General features: G+C 43.9%; 19 protein-coding genes and 1 pseudogene. 13 read left to right on the top strand and 7 right to left on the bottom strand.

The window, feature by feature from the left end; translation table 11 throughout:
* A pseudogene (locus PLA23_RS01725) lies at positions 1-299 on the bottom strand (TatD family hydrolase); the annotation flags it as partial.
* The gene (locus PLA23_RS01720) at positions 271-624 is read right to left on the bottom strand and encodes a dihydroneopterin aldolase family protein (protein ID WP_324329257.1); all 354 of its coding nucleotides are present in this window, start codon (positions 622-624) and stop codon (positions 271-273) included. The pseudogene PLA23_RS01725 and the gene PLA23_RS01720, both read right to left, overlap by 29 nt.
* Positions 625-727: 103 nt before the next feature.
* Between PLA23_RS01720 and purB the strand changes: the two genes are divergently transcribed.
* Complete coding sequence (gene purB, locus PLA23_RS01715) at positions 728-2,068, top strand: adenylosuccinate lyase (RefSeq protein ID WP_324473745.1); 1,341 nt, start codon at positions 728-730, stop codon at positions 2,066-2,068.
* Positions 2,069-2,072: 4 nt separating this feature from the next.
* Here the strand turns inward: purB and PLA23_RS01710 are convergent, their stop codons facing one another.
* On the bottom strand, positions 2,073-2,600 hold the full coding sequence (locus PLA23_RS01710; protein ID WP_324329255.1) for an FxLYD domain-containing protein: 528 nt from the start codon (positions 2,598-2,600) through the stop codon (positions 2,073-2,075).
* A 269-nt stretch (positions 2,601-2,869) separates the two neighbouring features.
* Here PLA23_RS01710 and PLA23_RS01705 point away from each other — a divergent pair, with 269 nt between their 5' ends.
* Positions 2,870-3,670 (top strand): tetratricopeptide repeat protein, encoded by an 801-nt coding sequence (locus PLA23_RS01705; RefSeq protein WP_324329254.1) that lies wholly within the window; start codon positions 2,870-2,872, stop codon positions 3,668-3,670.
* Between the two features lie 19 nt (positions 3,671-3,689).
* Entirely contained in the window at positions 3,690-5,246 is a 1,557-nt protein-coding gene (locus tag PLA23_RS01700) for a hypothetical protein (RefSeq protein WP_324473743.1), read from the top strand.
* Positions 5,247-5,260: 14 nt separating this feature from the next.
* On the opposite strand, the gene PLA23_RS01695 is transcribed toward PLA23_RS01700, so the two are convergent.
* A complete protein-coding gene (locus tag PLA23_RS01695; RefSeq protein WP_324329252.1) occupies positions 5,261-5,521 on the bottom strand; it encodes a pro-sigmaK processing inhibitor BofA family protein in 261 nt (86 codons plus the stop codon).
* A gap of 134 nt (positions 5,522-5,655) precedes the next feature.
* Between PLA23_RS01695 and PLA23_RS01690 the strand changes: the two genes are divergently transcribed.
* From PLA23_RS01690 to PLA23_RS01670, 5 genes are all read left to right on the top strand, one after another.
* Entirely contained in the window at positions 5,656-6,720 is a 1,065-nt protein-coding gene (locus PLA23_RS01690) for a hypothetical protein (protein WP_324473741.1), read from the top strand.
* Between the two features lie 7 nt (positions 6,721-6,727).
* On the top strand, positions 6,728-7,291 hold the full coding sequence (locus tag PLA23_RS01685; protein WP_324473739.1) for a 5-formyltetrahydrofolate cyclo-ligase: 564 nt from the start codon (positions 6,728-6,730) through the stop codon (positions 7,289-7,291).
* Positions 7,292-7,299: 8 nt separating this feature from the next.
* A complete protein-coding gene (locus tag PLA23_RS01680) occupies positions 7,300-9,708 on the top strand; it encodes a CDC48 family AAA ATPase (protein ID WP_324473737.1) in 2,409 nt (802 codons plus the stop codon).
* 168 nt (positions 9,709-9,876) lie between these two features.
* Positions 9,877-12,558 (top strand): CDC48 family AAA ATPase, encoded by a 2,682-nt coding sequence (locus PLA23_RS01675; RefSeq protein WP_324473735.1) that lies wholly within the window; start codon positions 9,877-9,879, stop codon positions 12,556-12,558.
* A 62-nt stretch (positions 12,559-12,620) separates the two neighbouring features.
* Positions 12,621-13,082, top strand: a complete 462-nt coding sequence (locus PLA23_RS01670; protein WP_324473733.1) for an Hsp20/alpha crystallin family protein — start codon at positions 12,621-12,623, stop codon at positions 13,080-13,082.
* Between the two features lies 1 nt (position 13,083).
* Here PLA23_RS01670 and PLA23_RS01665 read toward each other — a convergent pair whose 3' ends face one another.
* A complete protein-coding gene (locus PLA23_RS01665) occupies positions 13,084-13,476 on the bottom strand; it encodes a thioredoxin family protein (RefSeq protein ID WP_324473731.1) in 393 nt (130 codons plus the stop codon).
* An 82-nt stretch (positions 13,477-13,558) separates the two neighbouring features.
* Here PLA23_RS01665 and PLA23_RS01660 point away from each other — a divergent pair, with 82 nt between their 5' ends.
* The 3 genes from PLA23_RS01660 (at position 13,559) to PLA23_RS01650 (ending at position 16,775) form a co-directional block, all read left to right on the top strand.
* On the top strand, positions 13,559-14,416 hold the full coding sequence (locus PLA23_RS01660) for a TMEM175 family protein (RefSeq protein WP_324473729.1): 858 nt from the start codon (positions 13,559-13,561) through the stop codon (positions 14,414-14,416).
* An 18-nt stretch (positions 14,417-14,434) separates the two neighbouring features.
* Complete coding sequence (nifB, locus tag PLA23_RS01655; protein WP_324329689.1) at positions 14,435-15,334, top strand: nitrogenase cofactor biosynthesis protein NifB; 900 nt, start codon at positions 14,435-14,437, stop codon at positions 15,332-15,334.
* 79 nt (positions 15,335-15,413) lie between these two features.
* Complete coding sequence (locus tag PLA23_RS01650) at positions 15,414-16,775, top strand: tetratricopeptide repeat protein (RefSeq protein ID WP_324329687.1); 1,362 nt, start codon at positions 15,414-15,416, stop codon at positions 16,773-16,775.
* On the opposite strand, the gene PLA23_RS01645 is transcribed toward PLA23_RS01650, so the two are convergent.
* Positions 16,776-17,105, bottom strand: coding sequence for a hypothetical protein (locus tag PLA23_RS01645; RefSeq protein ID WP_324329685.1), 330 nt, complete (start codon positions 17,103-17,105; stop codon positions 16,776-16,778).
* A 36-nt stretch (positions 17,106-17,141) separates the two neighbouring features.
* Positions 17,142-18,299: an NAD(P)/FAD-dependent oxidoreductase gene (locus PLA23_RS01640; protein ID WP_324473727.1), complete on the bottom strand. Its 1,158-nt coding sequence runs from the start codon at positions 18,297-18,299 to the stop codon at positions 17,142-17,144.
* 84 nt (positions 18,300-18,383) lie between these two features.
* On the opposite strand from PLA23_RS01640, the gene pth2 reads away from it, so the two are divergent.
* Together pth2 and truD are read left to right on the top strand one after the other, a co-directional pair.
* Complete coding sequence (gene pth2 / locus PLA23_RS01635; protein WP_324329683.1) at positions 18,384-18,746, top strand: peptidyl-tRNA hydrolase Pth2; 363 nt, start codon at positions 18,384-18,386, stop codon at positions 18,744-18,746.
* Positions 18,743-19,722, top strand: a 980-nt coding sequence (gene truD / locus PLA23_RS01630; protein ID WP_324473725.1) for a tRNA pseudouridine(13) synthase TruD, incomplete at its 3' end; no start/stop codon positions are given. The genes pth2 and truD, both read left to right, overlap by 4 nt.

Raw genomic sequence — 19,722 nt, 5'->3', positions numbered from 1 at the left:
GGAGGACTTATTCGTTCAGAGAGAACGGATATCTCTGCCGGGTGCACCCCGAGTATAGGAAAGACGACAACACCGGTTTGAATGGTTATTTGTTCAGCAATCCGAAGTGTTTCATCAAACACCCCTTTGAAGTCTTTTCCACTGGCCGGATGGATCCCAAGAGACCAGGATGGTTTGGTAACAAGACATATGTGAGTCCCACCTGATCTTTTAAACTCTTTAATCGCCTCAATCCCTTTTCCGTTCCTGGGGTCGATATGAATGTGATCATCAAGGATTGGATACTTCGGTGTCTTCATCGATCCACTCAATTCTCATCATGGGGTATTCTCCTTCCCGTGCAATGCAGGCATGACATGAGGCTTCGTTTACTCTGACGGTCAGCTCAACATCCAGCATGAGGCCTGATAATTCACTATATCCAAATGAATTCGGGATCATAAGTTCGCGATCCAGTCTGACTGCAATATCAGTCATATATGGTTGCTGGATGTGCGCATTCTCTATTGCTTTCTCTAGGGATGATGCAGACTCCCGGGATACCGGAACTCCTACCCATTGATGGTATATTGCACCGAGTTTTATCCCTGCTTCAAAAGCTGCCCGTTCCCTGTCAGTTATCATATCATCACATAAGCGATTTCAGTATATGTACCTCCCCGTTTTTTCCTGCTCCCTGTCATTATGATTCATATGGTTAACTAGCATTGAGTCCAACAGATATACAATGGCTATCCATCCGATAGAATTCAGATATGGCACCCCGGAAATGAAAACGGTCTTTAGTGAGGAACATCGGTTTCGGTGTATCATTGAAGCCGAGATAGCTCTTGCCAGGGCAGAAGGTATCCTGGGTATGATTCCCCGGGAAGATGCAGATATAATTGCAGAAAAGGCACATCAGGCCTCTCTTGAACGTGCAAAAGAGATCGAAGATGAGATCCATCATGACATGATGGCTGTTGTGCGTGCAATTTCAGAGGTCTGTGGTCATGCAGGAAGGTGGATTCACTATGGGGCAACTTCAAACGACATCCTTGATACCGCTACCGGTCTTCAGATCCGTGATGCACTGAACATTCTTGAAAATAAATTAAAAAACATCCTGAAAGTTCTGCTTGACCGGGCAGAAAAAACCCGATATCTGGTCTGCATCGGCCGGACACACGGTCAGCATGGTGTTCCCACAACCTATGGTCTGCGGTTTGCAATATGGGCAAGTGAGATCGGGCGACATATTGAGCGGTTAATTCAGATGAGACCCAGAGTCTGTGTAGGTCAGCTGACCGGGGCTGTCGGGACCCAGGCTGCCCTTGGAGAGAAAGGGATGGAGATACAGGAAGAGATGATGAAGATTCTGAACATTTCATCAGTCGATGTCTCAAACCAGATTATCCAGAGGGACCGATATGCAGAATATTTCTGTTTTCTTGCAAATGTGGCAACAACGCTTGATAAAATCGGAATAGAGATCCGGTCCCTGCAAAGAACGGAAATTGGCGAGGTAGAGGAGGCATTTGGTGCAAAACAGGTTGGATCCTCCACCATGCCTCATAAGAGAAACCCGATAAAAAGTGAGCAGGTCTGTGGTCTTGCCCGAATTATCCGATCCTCAGTAGAACCGGCATTTCAGAACAACACCCTCTGGGACGAACGTGATTTAACTAATTCATCACCTGAGCGGATTCTGTTTCCTGAAGCTACCATTCTGACGGATCATATCCTCAAGATTATGACTTCTGTCCTTGAGGGGCTGAACCTGAAGGAAGACCGTATAAGACAAAATCTTACCATGCTTCATGGGATAAATATGGCTGAATCAGTCATGATAGAACTGACAAAAAAAGGGATGGGACGACAGGAAGCCCACGAAATTATCAGGGAGAAGAGTATGCAAGCCCTAGCAACACATCAGCCATTAACCTTTCTTCTCTCCAACACTCCTGAAGTTACCCGCTATATTCCTGGTTCAGAGATAGAAAAACTCTTGGATCCGGAGTCATACATTGGAACGTCCGTTCAGCAGGTAGAACGAGTGGTACACAAATTGCGTACCCTCTATCTTTAATCCTTTATTCATATACACCGGTAAAAATTGACCCGTACCGCTCAAATTTAAAATCTGAACGGGTAATTGGTTCGGTTGAAAATTTCCAGGTCTTTTTTGGTTCCAGGTAATCTATGGTTGCATAGGCATTTCCAATCTGATCCCCGTCGGCATTAAAAAGATTAAAAGTAATAACTATGATATCAATGGTCTTATCATCAAGGTTACGTATCTCACCTTTGATGTATGCTTTATCCTTTGATACCCGGTCGATGTACGTTTTTCTGATTGAAAGGTTGACCTGGGAATCTTCAGTACATTCCAGGTACCCAAAAGGTCGGGTGACATACAATTTTTTTCCGTGTGTCCCCTCCTTTTCAACGGTATCCTGTACCTGGTACTGTACCTGATCAAATAACGGAAAAGCGGTATCAGAGCTCTCAATCGTAATCATCTGATCTGAAATTACCGGTGACGATGAGAGCAGGAAAAATGCAATACATCCAATAAAAATCGAAAGAAAAATAAGATTAATGACAGGATACTGTTTCATTGCAGTATGCCAACCCCCAGTCTTTTCATACATTCCATACAACAACACCCACACTCTTTCAGCTAGGTTGTGATCTGTTTACTGGACCTATAAGACTACCGATATATATCGAAACGGATGAATGGAAATGAGGTCGTATTTGTATGCGTCTTTACTGTATAAACCACATTATATACATGAAAGCAGAAAAATGATGAGGAATAAGAAAGAAACAGATTAAGAATATTTTTGTATCCTTATGTGACGTATGTGAGAGTTATTGAAGTACCATGAGACTTATCACCATACCAATAATAATCCTGATAATTTTTATTCTCTTTGCATTATTTACTCCTGTACTTCTTCTGGAGGGAATTGAGAATATCCTGCCGGGAGATGTAAAACAAAACACTGCAGAAATACGACAAAATGCAGCGAATCTGATGATAGATATCTCGTCCCTTCTTGGAAGATTTGACACCTGTGTTGATTTGTACACGTATCTTATCGAACGATTTCCTGATTCTGCAGAATTTTACGGCAAAAAAGCATTATATCTTCACAAACTTGGACGATTAGATGAGGCTGTCACAGCATTGGACGGAGCTATCGTCCGTGATCCTGAAAATATTGAGTACCTGCTTCGAAAGGCGCGATTAACCAAAGCCCTGTACCGGAATGATGAGTCGAACCAAACCTATCAGCAGATTGATCAGATAACTCCAAAGACAGCTCTCAATTATGCGTATTCAGGTGATGCAGCCCTTGATCGGAGTAAATATATTCAGGCATTTGACCGGTATACAAAATCTTTAGCACTCGATCCATCCAATTCGCTCATTTGGGAAAAACGTGGTGATGTCATTTTTGCCCTGCTCACCATTCCTACAGCCGGACTGGATGCTGATGAAGAGTTGAGAAATAAGGATCTCTATACAGAAGGCATAAAAAGTTATGAGAATGCTGTCAGGTTAAAACCAGATCGGATAGCTGATATTACACAGAAGATGAGTAAAAGATCTGATCTATTTGTCCCAAAATCAATCGCAGAGCTGGAATCGCGGTACACCCGGTACAGATATCTGGGATAGCAGGATAATCAGGTGATAAATGAAGGCAATTTTTTCCTGGGTTTTCTATGGTATCTTTTTATTCACAATTTGTAGTTCACCAACCGTATGGACTGTCTCTTCCAGTTCAGATAATCAATGGAAGGAGATACTTGCCATAGGAGAGGAGAAAGATTACACAATAGGAGCAGATCTGACCCTTAATATTGAACCGGACAAGTATTATTGTACATCATCTGATGAGATTGTTCTTTCCGGTTCCCTGAAGGGAATATTTGGCCCCTTATCAGGAAAAGAGATCACCATCGAACGATCGAACAGTTCTAATGTGAGTATTTTTCTAAAGAGCGTGACTGATACGTCGGGCATATATGCAATATCAGATATTCTGTCTGAACCGGGAATGTACCGGTATCAGGCAATTTATATTCCGGAGGATAATAATTCAGATAAAACGCTCAAAAGTAGTATACGTGAATTATTCTGTACAATTCCAAAAGAATCTCTTGATGATCGGAATACATCACCAATATCCATGCCAAAGGACGATGATTCTCTTGTGCATCTTCCTATGCAATCAAACATTTCTGTTCATCTCATCTCAAATGTTTCAGACTTTTTCCCCGGTCAACAGGTGTTCTTTACCGGTCATGTTACCTCACAGAACCGTCCTGTCGCGTATGCACCGGTGTTCATTCAGCCTGAAACCCGAGGAGGATCCAAAGTCGGGGAAATGATACCATATCAGACAAAAAATGACGGAAGCGTGAATATTTCGTATCATCTGACCGGTCCTGACCCCCTGTTGTTCTCTCTTATCTGGCAGAAGTCTTCCAATCATCCAAAAGTACACTCCGAACCAGTATTCCTTATTCCCTCAAATGGAGGTATACAACCTCCGACCCGTATAGTTCATAAAACAAAGACCCTTGATGCATTCCTGGAAAATAATACCGTTGAATCTTTGAATCCCTTCACAATATATGGATGGTATTGCAGCTACGATGGCCTCCCTCAGTCATTATCACCGCTCGATCTTGTCTGGTTTAATTTTGGTGAGAGAATATGGGATCAGTATCAAAATAGTAGTCAGATACTGACAAATGCCGATGGGCTGTTTGAATGCACAGTCCCTGCACCACAGACGCCGGGAACGTATCTGCTGGCAGTAAAAACCCATGAAAATACCAAAGTGGTGTATTCAAATATCCTTCCATTAACGGTGATTCCCGCCGGAGAGGATGTTTCAGAAAGTACCGATCCTGAACATCCGGATTCTGCTCTTCCAATCACCAGACAAATCCATATTACTGCATCATTAGTGCCTGCACATGTATCTGAAGAGATTACACTCTCCATACAACCTGAAGGTGTCAGTGATGATGAGTTACAAAATTCAGTATTGCAGATATATTATTCGGAAAATGGAATTGATTGGGATTTATACCGCGAAATAAATCCCGACCTGCCAAATGACGATATGATGATCACATTCACACCAGAAAATCCAGGATATTATTATTTCCGGGCATCGGTATCGGATCAGACCGGGATTATTACCAGCTCCCCGATAATTGTCATCCCGGTGATAAAATAAAATGGAATGATAATTCAGACCAGTCCGAACACGTGTAGAATCATCAGAAGGATTGCCCCCGGAATACCTGCGATAGCACAAACAATCACTGCTATCCAGCCAATTTCAATCTCTGGAAATCCGAGTAATGGGAAGATATTCAGAAATTTTACTATCCCCAATAAAAGAAGGCCGAGAATAGAGTTGATGACTAATTGAACGATATTTTTTAAAAGATGCCAGAGTACAGCCAGCACAATAAGGCACAGGATAATAAGGATGAGTGTACCTATCATACATTCTTTCTCCAGATATTACCATATTAAACTATCAGAACGCATCTAACATGGACAACTTCTTTGAACATGCTCATGAGAAGTGCCTGGATATTATCACAGTCATAATTTGACCCCGTATGGAGTATTAAAAGATGGATGCAATTCGCTTTTTCCGAATATATGATATTGGAAAGGAGATTGACATCAATCTTCTTGAGATTGCACTTGCCAGAAGTTATTTTACTGCTCGTGCCAGTTTTCAAAGGATTAAACCAAAATCCATCATGATAGAAGAGCCTCCGCTTTTATTGCGGATGCATCCTGCTGATATTACCGTCAATGGCTCACGATACGATCTATATGCCTCTGCACGTATTTATGATATCGGTGCAATCAGTCTCTGTTTTGTATATGAATCTTCAGAAAGTAATGAGAACGGAATTTTTGAGGATGTCGGTCTTGATCTTGCCAACGAAGAGGTACTATCTGATCTGTTTATCTCATATCTGAACACTCTGAAAGAAATATTACGACCACATATTCCAGATATTGCAATTGATGATTCTTTTTTTGAAGATTATATAATCTACTTTACCGATGATACAAAGGCCCTAGTAGATCCGGTAGTTCTTCTACTTGGTGAGAAAGCGGACTTTTCACAACAGATGCGGGAGGAGGTTGTAAAAAACAGCCTGAGTTATTCAAAGGAGGATATCACAACGCTCTCATGGAATGCTGCTCTGCTAAAAAATCCAGAGATTCCTACTGATCTCTTTGATCTTATTGAGTATGCAAATGTGCAGGTATTTGAGCTTCGGTATTATGATCGGGAACTTTCAAGAAAAATGGAAAAGATGTATCATGATATTGAACTTGCTGACCGGTTAACCTGGCTCAGCCGGATGCGGTTATACCATCAGATCATGGCTGATCTTATGGAGATTCATGCTGAAGTATCGGAGATTACAGAAAAGGTAAACAACCTGATCAAGGTTACAGAGGATGTGTATTATGCCAGAGTGTATGCGACTGCACTCAAAGTACTTCGAAGCCAGCTCTGGAGTGATAGTGTAAATCGGAAGATTGAAGTGATTCAGGAGAATTATTCCATGCTTTCTGATGAAGTACGGATTCAGCACTCAAATTTCCTTGAATGGGTGATTATTATTCTGATAACATTTGAACTTGTATTTGCCATCTGGGAGTACATCTGGTAAGACTGTCATGATCGCTCATAAAGAGACAATCAGATCCGATCTCCGGGAAAGAAGATGGAGCATTCCTGCAGATGTCAGGGAAAATATGAGCAGGAGGATTTGTGAAAAACTCTCACAGGTTGTTCATCCCTGTGATACTGTTCTGGTGTATTGTGCAAAAGAGCCAGAGGTTGAGACATCCTGGTTTATTGATCATCTCCTGAATCATAACCGGAAAGTCATCGTTCCGATTATAGAAAAAGATCAGATCGGTCTTCGGTTATCATATATTGACTCGCGGGAGATCCTCAGGCCCAGTACGTTTCATGTTCCTGAGCCCGTGGGGTATGAAATTCCTGCTGATCCAGCTCATGTTACCTGTGCAATTATCCCAATGCTTGGTTTTGACCGATCAGGAGGAAGGATCGGATATGGAGCCGGATATTATGATCGTTTTTTATCTGAGCACACTCATATCAGAAAAATAGGAATAGCATACTCAATCCAGGAGGTTCCTGCTATACCCGTACAACCTCACGATATCAGAATGGATATTATTATCACCGAAACGAACACATTCCGGTGCTCTTAGGATACGTTATGACTTCCAAATCAGGGATTCGGCTTGAAGTCCGCCGCGCTGCTGAAGAGGACGCAGGGAAAGGCCTCGCACGAATTCATCCGGCCGTTATGCGTGCTCTTGGGATTGTGAATGGAGAATTCATTGAGATCCTTGGGGCTAAACGAGCAGTTGCCGCAGCATGGAGCTCTCAGAGTACCACCCACGGCAGGAATGATATCGCTATAGATGGTGAGATAAGAAGTAATGCAGGTTGTGGAATTGATGACCGGGTCATTGTCAGACGAGTGTCCGTCCATGACGTAAGAAAAGTTATTTTACAACCGGTAACCAGTATCTCCCTGAATAATCCGGAAGTACTCCTTGCAAAAAAATTACGGGGGCGGCCGGTCATTGAAGGCCAGACGGTCAGAATTGATCTGATCGGAAATACTGTCACATTTGTAGTCTCCAGTCTTGAGCCACGCGGTACTGGCGTCGTTACATTCACTACCGAAGTAATTCTCAATGATATTCCCTATCAGACCGAAGAGAAAAAGAGTGAGGAATTATCGATTCATTATGAGGATATCGGCGGCCTTTCACGAGAGATAAGTCTTATCAGAGAGATGGTGGAGATCCCGCTCCGATATCCACGAATATTTGAGCGTCTTGGAATAGACTCACCAAAAGGTGTTCTGCTCTATGGTCCTCCTGGAACAGGAAAAACACTCCTTGCACGGGCGGTTGCAAGTGAGGTGGATGCGCATTTTATCCCCCTCTCAGGGCCCGAGGTGATGAGCCGGTATTACGGTGATTCTGAAAAGAAGATCCGGGAAATATTTGAAGAGGCAAGACAAAAAGCCCCCTCAATAATTTTCATCGATGAAATAGATTCCATAGCAACCAAGCGACAGGACACTTCGGGGGAAGTGGAACGAAGGGTAACTGCCCAGATCCTGACCATGATGGATGGCCTTGCATCCCGTGGCCAGGTTGTTGTTATCGCTGCAACAAACATGCCGGATTCCATTGATCCTGCCCTCCGCCGCGGGGGACGGTTCGACCGGGAGATTGAGATCGGCATTCCTGACCGGATTGGAAGACTTGAGATCTATCATGTTCATACACGGACCATGCCGCTCGCAGATGATGTTGATCTTGAGTATTATGCTGAAACCAGTTATGGATTCGTCGGTGCCGATATAGCACTTCATTGTAAGGAAGCGGCGATGCATGCGCTGCGTGGAATCATGGGCCGGATGAAAGAGGATGAAGAAGTCCCTGCTGAACTTATCGACTCACTTATGATCACAAATCATGACTTTCAGGAGTCCAGAAAGGGAATTGAGCCTTCCGCCATGCGCGAGCTCTATATCGAGATTCCCGAAGTTCCCTGGGAGATGGTCGCAGGTCTTGATGCAGAGAAGCATGAAATTGAAAAGATTATTGAGTGGCCGGTCCATCGAAGGGAAGCGTTTGAAAAACTCAAAATAAAACCCCCAAAAGGGATTCTCCTCTTTGGTCCTCCCGGAACCGGAAAGACGCTTCTGGCAAAGGCAGTAGCGGCAAAATCCCGTATGAATTTTATCGCGGTAAAAGGCCCGGAGCTCCTCTCCAAATGGGTTGGTGAATCTGAAAAACAGGTTCGGGAGGCATTTCGAAAAGCCAGACAGTCTGCTCCATCCATCATCTTCTTTGATGAGATTGATGCCCTGGTTCAGAAGCGGGGTCAGGAACATGGAACCTCACGGGTTGGTGAGAGTGTATTATCCCAAATCCTGACCGAGATGGATGGTGTTGAGGATCTGTCCGGTGTAATCATCATGGCGGCCACAAACCGTCCTGATCTTCTTGATCCAGCCCTTCTCAGACCCGGACGCCTTGAGAAACACATCTACATCAAACCACCGGATAAGAAAGGAAGACGGGAAATTCTGGAATTATATTTAAAAGATCTTGGAAACCTTCTTGACGAACATATTGATTATGATTCTCTTGCAGAAGAGATGCACTATTTTGTCGGTGCTGATATCAATGCTTTTGTCAGGGAGGTCAAGATGAATCTTCTTGATGATGTATTTACAAAAGCAAAAAAACCCGATGAAGTGCCCAGGATTACTACTGAGTATCTCAAAAATATTTTATCAACAATGCAGGGAACTCTTGATAATAAAAACCTTGAAATATTTGAATCCGGAGCCTGGACTCTGCTTTACCCACGAAATAAGCAGCAGATACTTCACCGTTCAGCATATCTCCTCAAGCAAGTGGAGCGGGCAGGACTCATTACTGAGCTTCCCCCTGATCTTCTTTTAAAATCTACAGAGCTCCGGGATTTAACCTTCTGGCTGGAGAAGGATTTCCCAAAAATCGAAGCATTAACAAATGAACTAGAAGAGATGCTCAGTTCCTGTATACAAAAGAAAAATTCTGATACCACTCCGTGATGTGATTTCAGGGATTCATCTCCGTATTGTGATATCAGAAAAGGGTCTTTCACCATACCAGGATTTTTCCTGATGACGTTATTTCCTGCATCGTATTTGGATAAACTGACGACAACTTTATATATTAAAATAGAGTAACTTTAGGTAAATCATTACCGGAGTAGTATCATGCCTCATTATCGCGAATTATCATTAATTGTCCAGGAAGGCTTTAACGAGGATTATGGAAAGGATATTGCCCGTTTATCCTGGGAGACAATGGAAAAACTCGGGCTGTCACGAGGTGATGTGATCGAGATCGAGGGAGTGTCGACAACATATGCTGTTGTATATCCTTCCTCCTCCCCGTGGAATGATGTCATTCACATAGATGGGACGATCCGGAGACGGGCAGGTGTGGGAATACGTGAACAGGCTGTCATCAGAAAGGCCGAAGCCCATGAAGCCAGAAAAATAGAATTTCGCATCGTTCAGGATGTTGCCGGTGTAAATCCCCGTGAGCTGGAACAGTTTCTGGCCCACAATTTGCAGAACCAGGTTCTTTTCACGGGAAAGGCATACCGTATACCGGTCGGGTACCAGAATGATCCCTTTGCTGATATCTTTCGATCCTTTGGCTCGCCATTTACATCCTACACCTACACAGTTGTAACCATTGAAAAGACCGATCCTGAAGGACCGGTTTTTCTTGGGCCCCGGTCGGTAGTCTCTGTCTCATCCCCTGCTCAAAAAACCCAATCAAGACAGTATTCCGGGACCCGTGCCAAAGAACCTACTGAAGAATCAAAAGATAAATTCATCCCAGATATTCATTACGAGGATATTGGAGGTCTTGACCGTGAGTTGTCGCTGGTCAGGGAGATGATAGAACTTCCTCTTCGAAATCCCGAACTCTTTGAGCGTCTTGGTATTGAACCACCAAAAGGTGTCCTGCTCTATGGTCCGCCAGGGACCGGAAAGACCCTGATTGCAAAGGCGGTAGCGAATGAGGTGAATGCTCACTTTATCACACTTTCCGGCCCGGAGATCATGAACAAATACTATGGAGAGTCCGAGGGACGACTTCGGGAAGTGTTTGAAGAAGCGGAACAGAATGCTCCATCCATCATCTTCATAGATGAGATCGATTCCATCGCACCAAAACGGGAAGAGACAAAAGGTGAAGTAGAACGCAGAATTGTTGCACAACTTCTTGCCTTAATGGATGGGCTGAAAAGTCGTGGCAGGGTTATTGTTATCGCAGCAACAAACCTGCCTGATAATATCGATCCTGCCCTTCGTCGTGGAGGACGGTTTGACCGGGAGATTGAGATCGGCATTCCGGATGTAAACGGACGGTTAAGCATCTTTCAGATACACTCCCGGAATGTTCCGATTGATACATCTTCTATTGTTATCGATGACGAAAATCTGACGAGGGATGAACGTATGTTGCGGTCCTCTCTTATTGAAGAGCGGGCATCCATTGAAGAACAACTAAAAAGTATCACGGATCAGCGCAAAAAAGAGGAACTGCAAAGAAAGTCACAGGATTTAAAATCCCAGCTCGATGAGATAGACCAGACCATTAAGAGGAGATTATTCCTCCAGCCGTATGCAAACCAGACTCATGGATTTGTGGGTGCGGATATCAGTCTTACCGTAAAGGAAGCAGCAATGCACGCACTCCGGAAGGTCCTTGAAAAAGTGCCCCCGAAAGATTTGAAAGAGGGAAAGATTGACAGTAATCTTATCGCTTCGATTAAGGTGAACCAGGACGATTTCCAGTATGCGCTGACTCATGTTGAGCCCTCAGCAATGCGAGAAGTACTGATAGAGGTTCCTGATGTAACCTGGGATCAGATCGGAGGACTTGAACAGGTAAAAAAAGAACTGAAGGAAGCAGTTGAATGGCCGATTAAATATCCACAAATCTTTCGTCAGCTCCAGACAAAGACACCAAAGGGGATCCTGCTCTTTGGTCCTCCCGGAACTGGAAAGACACTGATGGCAAAAGCGGTTGCTCATGAAAGTGAATGCAATTTCATCTCGATAAAAGGGCCTGAGCTGATATCAAAGTGGGTTGGAGAGTCTGAAAAAGGTATTCGGGAAGTATTTCGAAAAGCACGACAGGCTGCTCCTTCCATTATATTCTTTGATGAGATCGATTCACTTGTCCCAAAACGCGGATCATATTCCGATGCAACGCATGTAACCGAAAGTGTGGTGTCACAGATACTGACAGAGATGGATGGTATGGAGGAACTGAAGAATGTTACCATTATCGCGGCAACAAACCGGCCTGATATGCTTGATGATGCATTACTCAGACCAGGGCGATTAGAGCGGCATATCTATGTTCCCCCACCAGACCGTGAAGGAAGGGAGAAGATATTTGAAGTATATCTCAAAGATGCTGATACCCTTCTTACCAGTGACATTACCTTAGCCGACCTTGCTGAAAAGACCGAAGGATTTGTCGGAGCTGATATTGAGGCACTGGTACGGGAAGCCAAACTTGCGGCAATGCGTGAATTTATCCATCTCATGGAAGGAAGAACTCCTCGTGAAATGGAAGAAGCAGTCAGGAATGTTCGTATTACCACACGGCATTTCGATGAAGCATTTCAGAGAGTAAAACCCTCACTTGATCCCAGAGCCCGTGAACAGTATGCACGCCAATCATGGGAGATCCTTTATAATCAGGAACAGCGGGTAATACTAGAGAAAGCGGCAGTGATTCTGCAATCATTGCATAAACAGAAAAACACTGATGAAAAAATTTCGCAACTCTACGAACTGGTTTATATCAGTCCGGAGAAAGATTTCACTCTCATCAAAAAATTAGCTGAAGAACTTGATAACAAATAACCTCCTATGGTAAAGAGAGAATTTAACATATGAATGATACTCCACCAGAAGATTTCAAAAATATGGAAGATATATTACGAAAGATACTCTCACAAGCGTTTGGCACCGGACAGATCAGGCCCGGAGTTATTGGCGTCAATATTATTATGGCCGGGAATCTTCCTCCTGGCTTTCCCTTTCCTGGCAGTTCAGGACCGGGGCATGATGTTGAACATCCACCAATAGAGGTGGTTGAATGGAATGACCGGGTCTATGTAACATGCGAGCTTAGGGGATTGTATGATGAGCACATTAATGTTGCGATAGCAGAAAATACCCTGCATATCATAGGATTTGATGGGAAAATCAGATACCGGAGTTCAGCCCCTCTCCCTCCGGTAATTGAATCCTCATGTATCAGAACATTCCGGAATGGCATCCTTGAACTTGTCTATCTGGCACGAACTCCTGAAATTGTTGAGGAGGTCATTCGTGCCACAGAACCGGCACATGATACTTCACATGAGGAACAGAGAACCGAATAATTTATCCATATCCGGTTATCTCATATTTCCAGTCTGAAGAGGCAAGACGACATTCATCTCCATGAGTGACCATCTCTTCAACCATTTTTTTCAGCATTGCAGGAAACACTGCACCAACACGGGACTGAACTGGTTTTCCTCCACAGAAGAAGAAAAATGTCGGTGTTGCCATGACCCCGTATCGTTCCCCGATGTAATCAAACCGTAGAAGATTTAATTTTACAAATGTTACTTCAGATCCAAAATCTTTTGCAAGTTCTTCTACCGATGGCATGATTCTGATGCAATGAGTACATGAAGGACTGTAAAACATAACAAAAACAGGTTTTTCATTTCGCTCAACAAAGATTTCCCAATCAGAATCAGTAATCTCCGGGAGGATATCCTGTGGCATATGTAGTCGTTTTCTGTCATCATATATATTCATTGAGTCGATAATGAGTACTGATAGCATGTCTCATCCCACCAGACAGAAGATGATTACATTTCCGTTTGCACAGTTGACACCACACCGGCTTGAGTCATTTTTTGATGCCGTTTTTGCAATCATCATGACCATTCTGGTGCTTGGACTTGCACTCCCTGATCAGTCTGATCCAGGATCCATCAATGAGATATGTATCCGGATGCTCCCCCAGATCATTCATTTTGCGGTGGCTTTCTTTATTCTTGCAGCTTTCTGGGGAGCACATCACCGGTTGTTTACTCTGGTGAGAAAATTGGATGGAATGTTTATCAGACAAACATTCATTCTCTTATTCATAGCCTGTCTTCTTCCCTTCACCTCCACACTTGCCGGTGATAATCATACCAACGGATCAGCAGTCATTTTATTTCACATAAACATGCTTTTCCTGGGCCTGTTATTTCTGGTTCAGTGGATATACGTACAAAACTATCAGCTTATCTCTCCTCTGTCCTGGCCTCTATACCGGTTTATTCTCATAAAAAGCTCAATTGTTCCATGTATCGCACTCCTTGGAATTGGAATGTCATTTCTTAGTCCTGAATGGAGTTCAGTCTGTTATTTCTTTATTCCGATCCTTGAATGGGCATTATATCATGAATCCTGGAGATCCATGATGCCTGGAAAGAGCGCATCATCAGATACAGGCGAACCGGTAGTCCTTACCATTCCAAACGAGATAGAGCAAACCCTTGTTTCTGTTGCGCATGAGATGGAAATTTCAAAAGAACATCTCATTATTCAGATTCTCAAACGATGGAAGAATGAAACACGTGTAAATACAGGATCACAAGGGAGTTTATGTCATTTCAGTCCTGAAATCCATACAGATGCTTCAGATCAATTATCGACCGATATTAATAGATAAAGAGATAATGTGTATTTGATGGCTGAAGAATCATACCGGGAGACTGAAATAGACGGCCAGATTGTTAAATGGGATCCTGATCAGATCCGAAAGATACAGGAACATCCCTGCTATAGTGAAAAGGCCAGTCATACCTTTGGAAGAGCCCATCTTCCGGTTGCTCCAAAATGTAATATCCAGTGTAATTATTGTGTCCGTAAATTTGATTGTGTCAATGAAAGCCGCCCGGGCGTTACCAGTGAGGTTTTAAAACCAGAACAGGCTCTGGAAAAGGTGCGTGAGATCATCAGTCAGTATCACTATATCAAGGTGGTCGGAATCGCAGGACCGGGTGACCCGCTTGACAATGAAGAGACATTTGAAACATTTCGTCTTATACACGAGGAATTCCCGCATCTCATTCTCTGTGTGAGTACCAACGGCCTTCTTCTTCCTGATAAAATTGATCTTTTGGAAAAATACGGAGTCACGAATATTACGGTGACTATGAATGCAATCGATCCTGATATTGCTGCAAAAATATATCAGTACATCGATTATAAAGGACGGCGATATTATTCCAGTCATGAGATGGGAGAGATACTTATCTCACGCCAGCTTGAGGGGATTAAAATGGCTGTTGCGAAAAAGATGCTCGTTAAGGTAAATACTGTTTATATCCCCGGTATTAATGATCACCATATCCCGGATATTGCAAAAAAGATTAGTGAGATGGGAGTCTTTATTCATAACATCATCCCTCTCATCGCCCAGGCCAAATTTGCCCATATCTCTCCCCCCACGCTTGAGGAGAAACTTGCCATGCAAGAGAGATGCAAACCATATGTCCGACAGATGTCTCACTGTCAGAGATGCCGGTCTGATGCAATCGGATGCCTTGGAAAAGACGTGAACTCCTGTATAGGGAGAAAGGCATAACCACAATAAGGCACATCTTTTTTTAATGCCGATTCCATATATACCATAAATCCCCCCAAATCTGGCGGGAGGAGCATATATGGAAAAAATCCTCCCAATACTCCTGATAATCCTCTTCTTTTTTGTTCCGGTGAGCGGAGCGGAAGAGAATCAGTCTGTTGATATCATCACCCTGGATGAACTATTAAAAGAGAATGATTATGTTCTCTCTCTTGATCCTCAAAATCTTACTGCGTTAGAGTATCGCGCCCTTATTTTTTATAATGAAGAGAAATATCCTGAAGCAATCAACGCGTCTGAACAATGTCTCAAGGTCGATCCCACATGCAGTTTTGCCTGGCATATTATCGGGAGCTCATGGGGGTATCTGAATCAGCCGGATAAGGCCGTTGAAGCATTTCAAAAAGTCGTTGCATTAAACCCCAATGATCCGGTTCAATATAATGTACAGGGTGTGGCACTCTCACGAACCGGCAAATTTTCAGAAGCTATTCAAGCATTTCAGAAAGCCACGACGTTAGACCCTGGGTATGCCGCAGCATGGAATAACATGGGTGTCACGTATTATAACATGAAGCAGTATGACAATGCCCAGACGGCATTTGATCGTGCCATTTTATTAAAACCTGATGAACCAAAATTCTATGCAAATAAGGGGTATGTTCTCCTTCAGAAAGATGATTATTCCGGAGCACTGTCAATGGCCAAGACTGCCAGAACTATGGATCTGACCTGTGTTCCGTCATGGTTTGTTTCCGGAGAAGCGCAATATCACAACCGGAATTGGAAAGAGGCGTTTTATTCATTTGACGGGGGCTTTAATGCTCTTGCAAAGAACGAAATCTGGTACTACCAGGGGGCAAAAAATACCCGGATTACAAAAGATATGCAGCCAATGGATGCATATTACATAGCACTTGCAAGTAATGTCAGATTTACCGGGATATGGGAGCGGACCACTGTTATTAAGTATAAAATCAAGCGGTATCAGGATACCCTTGATCTCTATGATCAAATCCTTGCAATAACTCCTGATTATGGAGAAGGATGGAAGAAAAAAGGCGATTCTGCAATAAAGTTAGAACGGATTGAAAGTGCACGGGATGCATATAAACGGGCATTGGAGTTCTTACCAAATGATCCTGAGGTCCTCTCTTCGTATGGATATACTACCGGATTACTCGGAGATTATCTGGAAGCAATGAAATATATTAACAAGGCTCTTGAAATTGAACCAGGTTATGCCCGCGGGTATCTTTATAAAGGACTGATTTACTCCTTTTATGGTCAGAGGGAGGATGCATTGTCAACACTTTCCAAAGGATTGGAATTTGGGGATGAAAAACCAGCACTCTTTGAAGCACTTGCAAACGTTCAGTTTAAAAACGGTGATACCTTGGGAGGAGTTGTCAGTACTGTCAGAAGTCTCCTCGGCTTTTAATCATGCATGATATTGTCCAATGTCTGCATTCGGAATACCCAGTTGTGTATCGATTGCGACAATAAGCCTGTCAAGGAGCCGCTTTACATCCTGGTACATCTCTTTGTCAACCGGCCCTCCTGCCTGATGCCATATAACCTTCTGGCGAAGCATATCGGTCAATTGTTCTACCTCTGTTCCTTTCATCTGTGGTGGCACGGTAAGTTCAGTCAGGTAATCTGCAGCGCCATGCCAGGCCTGATCTGCTGGCTGTGAAAATTTAACCTTCAGATGGGTGATATTCACAATGAACCCTCTTCCATATCTGCTGGAGGGTTTTTGTACTGCCATACCACTTATGTTGTGCGGGAAATGTATCAAGATTGTTTATGTATATATCGAGGATAGCAATCCTTTACCAATAATCGAATATGCCGGTATCATATGGGGATTTGTGAGGAGAGCCTTTATCAGTGCTGATGGGCGGTCCATGTCTCCTTTGTTGGTAATAATTTGTTTTATATCAGGATGTGCAAGGATGCGGATGAGTTTCTCCATTTCTTTTTCTGATATCTTCTGTCTTATCTGAAAAAACCGAAGGCCACGTAAAATTTCATGACCAAAATCTGCTTTCCATGCCTGTTCGTATAAGGCCATCGATGCTGGGCTGAAATCATCCGTCTCTATCGATCGGATTGCAGTCTCTGCAGCATGGCGTGCCGACCGAACACCGGTATATACCCCTCCGCCAGACGTAGGCTTTGCCATTGCTGCTGCATCTCCTGCAATGAGAATCCGGTTATCATATGTTCGTGACGGCGGTCCGAGCGGGATAGTCCCACTCACGAAATGAAGGATCTGTTTGCTGAATGGTCTTATGAACTCTGAAAACCGTTCCTTCACCTGATGAATACCACATAGTCCGATACGCGTCCGGTCAGGATGTATCGGTATCATCCATCCAAAAAAATCTGGTGCTGCGTTGGGGTATATCTGAACATGATCCAAAGAAACTGAGTGGAACACATCACATTGAAGGCCGGAAAGGTAGTATCGGGCACGGGGAATTCCCAGCTTTCTGCTGATACCACTCCGGGGACCATCCGCAGCGATAAGCATTGAATAACGCACGTCTTCAGATCCGGATATCCCTTTCAGGCTGACGGTTTGTGATATGCGCGAAATGTCATATGCGATCGACTTTAGTTGTATCTCCGCACCAGCATCTGCAGCTGCCAGACCCATTTCCTGATCCAGGGCCCCCCGGTCAACAACATATGCCATCGTCTTTCCTGCATCAAAAGAACAGGTCGCTTCTCCTGCGTGGATATCAGCACCGGAGACGGTATTGAGTACTGATGACATGGATACTTCACACTCAGAAAATGCACTTTGGGAGAGGAGTCCTGCACATTGCACGGGGTACCCAAAAGTTGCCTGTTCTTCAATAAGCAATGTTTTAAGACCGGATTTTGCGCAGATTCGGGCAGCAGTTGAACCTGTCGGCCCACCCCCGACAACAACGACATCATAGGTCCGGTTCATTTCTGGTATAGTACTCTTCACGTTCGGCAATCAATTCACCGGAGAGCAGACCTTTGTATCCACCACTCCTATTTCTACAGGCAGATGGTACCAGAACCAGAATTCAGATATAAGCAATGTATCATTATTCGCTCTGATGTGAAGATGAGTTGTGGAAAAAAATGCGCTCAGGCCGGCCATGCCGCCATTGGTGCATATGAAAAAAGTTCACCAGCATTAAAAAAAGCATGGCTTAATGAAGGACAAAAAAAGGTAGTCCTTAAGGTTTCTGATCAAAAAACCCTTTTTGAATTAAAAACCCTTGCTGAATCAGCAGGCATAGCTGCAGCCCTGATACAAGACGCAGGCATGACTGAAATACCGCCAGGGACTATTACTGCTCTCGGACTTGGTCCTGCAAAAAGTGAAGATCTCGATAAAATTACCGGTTCGCTCTCCCTCTTATGATCGAAAGCCCCTGGATGATTGATAAGGATCTCGGACTCTGGTATTATCTCACGGATTCTCCTGGCATTAGTGGACGGCTCAGAGTCCTGCCTGAAGATTTTGAGGTCATAGAGAATGCAAGCCGGACATATAGTGACGGGCCGTACCTGATCTGCTCTCTGACCAGGAAAAACTGGGATCAACACCGGGCAATAAAAGCAATCGCGACTGGACTTGGGATAAGTCACCAGCGGATAGGATTTGCAGGAACAAAGGATAAACGAGCTGTCACAACCCAGTATATCTCAATTTATAAGTGCACCAGAGAAGATATTGCCAGACTGACTATACCAGGTATCACCCTGACTGCTCTTGGGACTTCCCAGCACCCGATCACCCTTGGAGATCTGGAAAGTAACACTTTTGCAATCCGTATCAGGAATAGTTCCGGGAGGGATCTGAACGCATCACTTGATGAATTTCGAAAGAGAGTATCGCAAGGTATTCCAAATTATGTGGGATACCAACGGTTTGGGGTAACCCGCCCTGTCACTCATCATATCGGCTTTGAGATATTAAAAGGAGATTTTCAGGAGGCTGTCAGGGTGATGATAGGAAAGCCCGGCTCACATATGGAAGAACATGAGCAGGAAGGGAGGGCATGTTACTTTGAGACCGAAGATGCAGCACACTGTCTTCACCTCCTTCCACCACGGTTATCCTTAGAGCGTTCAGTTCTTCATTATCTGGTGAGTCATCCGAAAGATTATCTGGGTGCCATACGCCAGCTCCCGCGGACCCTCCGTTCGATGTATGTGAGCGCCGTTCAGTCATGGATATTTAATACCACAGTGAGTATGCGAATCCGGGATGGACGTGACCTTTTCGATCCAGAGATCGGAGATCGACTTCTCTGGCCGGACGGGAGAACGGATATGATCACATACGCAACAATACATGCTGCAAGGGTTCAGGTAAAAAGAGGCAGATGCTCCCT

It is taken from the genome of Methanospirillum sp. (assembly GCF_035406105.1).
Taxonomy (GTDB): domain Archaea; phylum Halobacteriota; class Methanomicrobia; order Methanomicrobiales; family Methanospirillaceae; genus Methanospirillum.
This window is presented reverse-complemented; position numbering and strand designations above follow the sequence as displayed.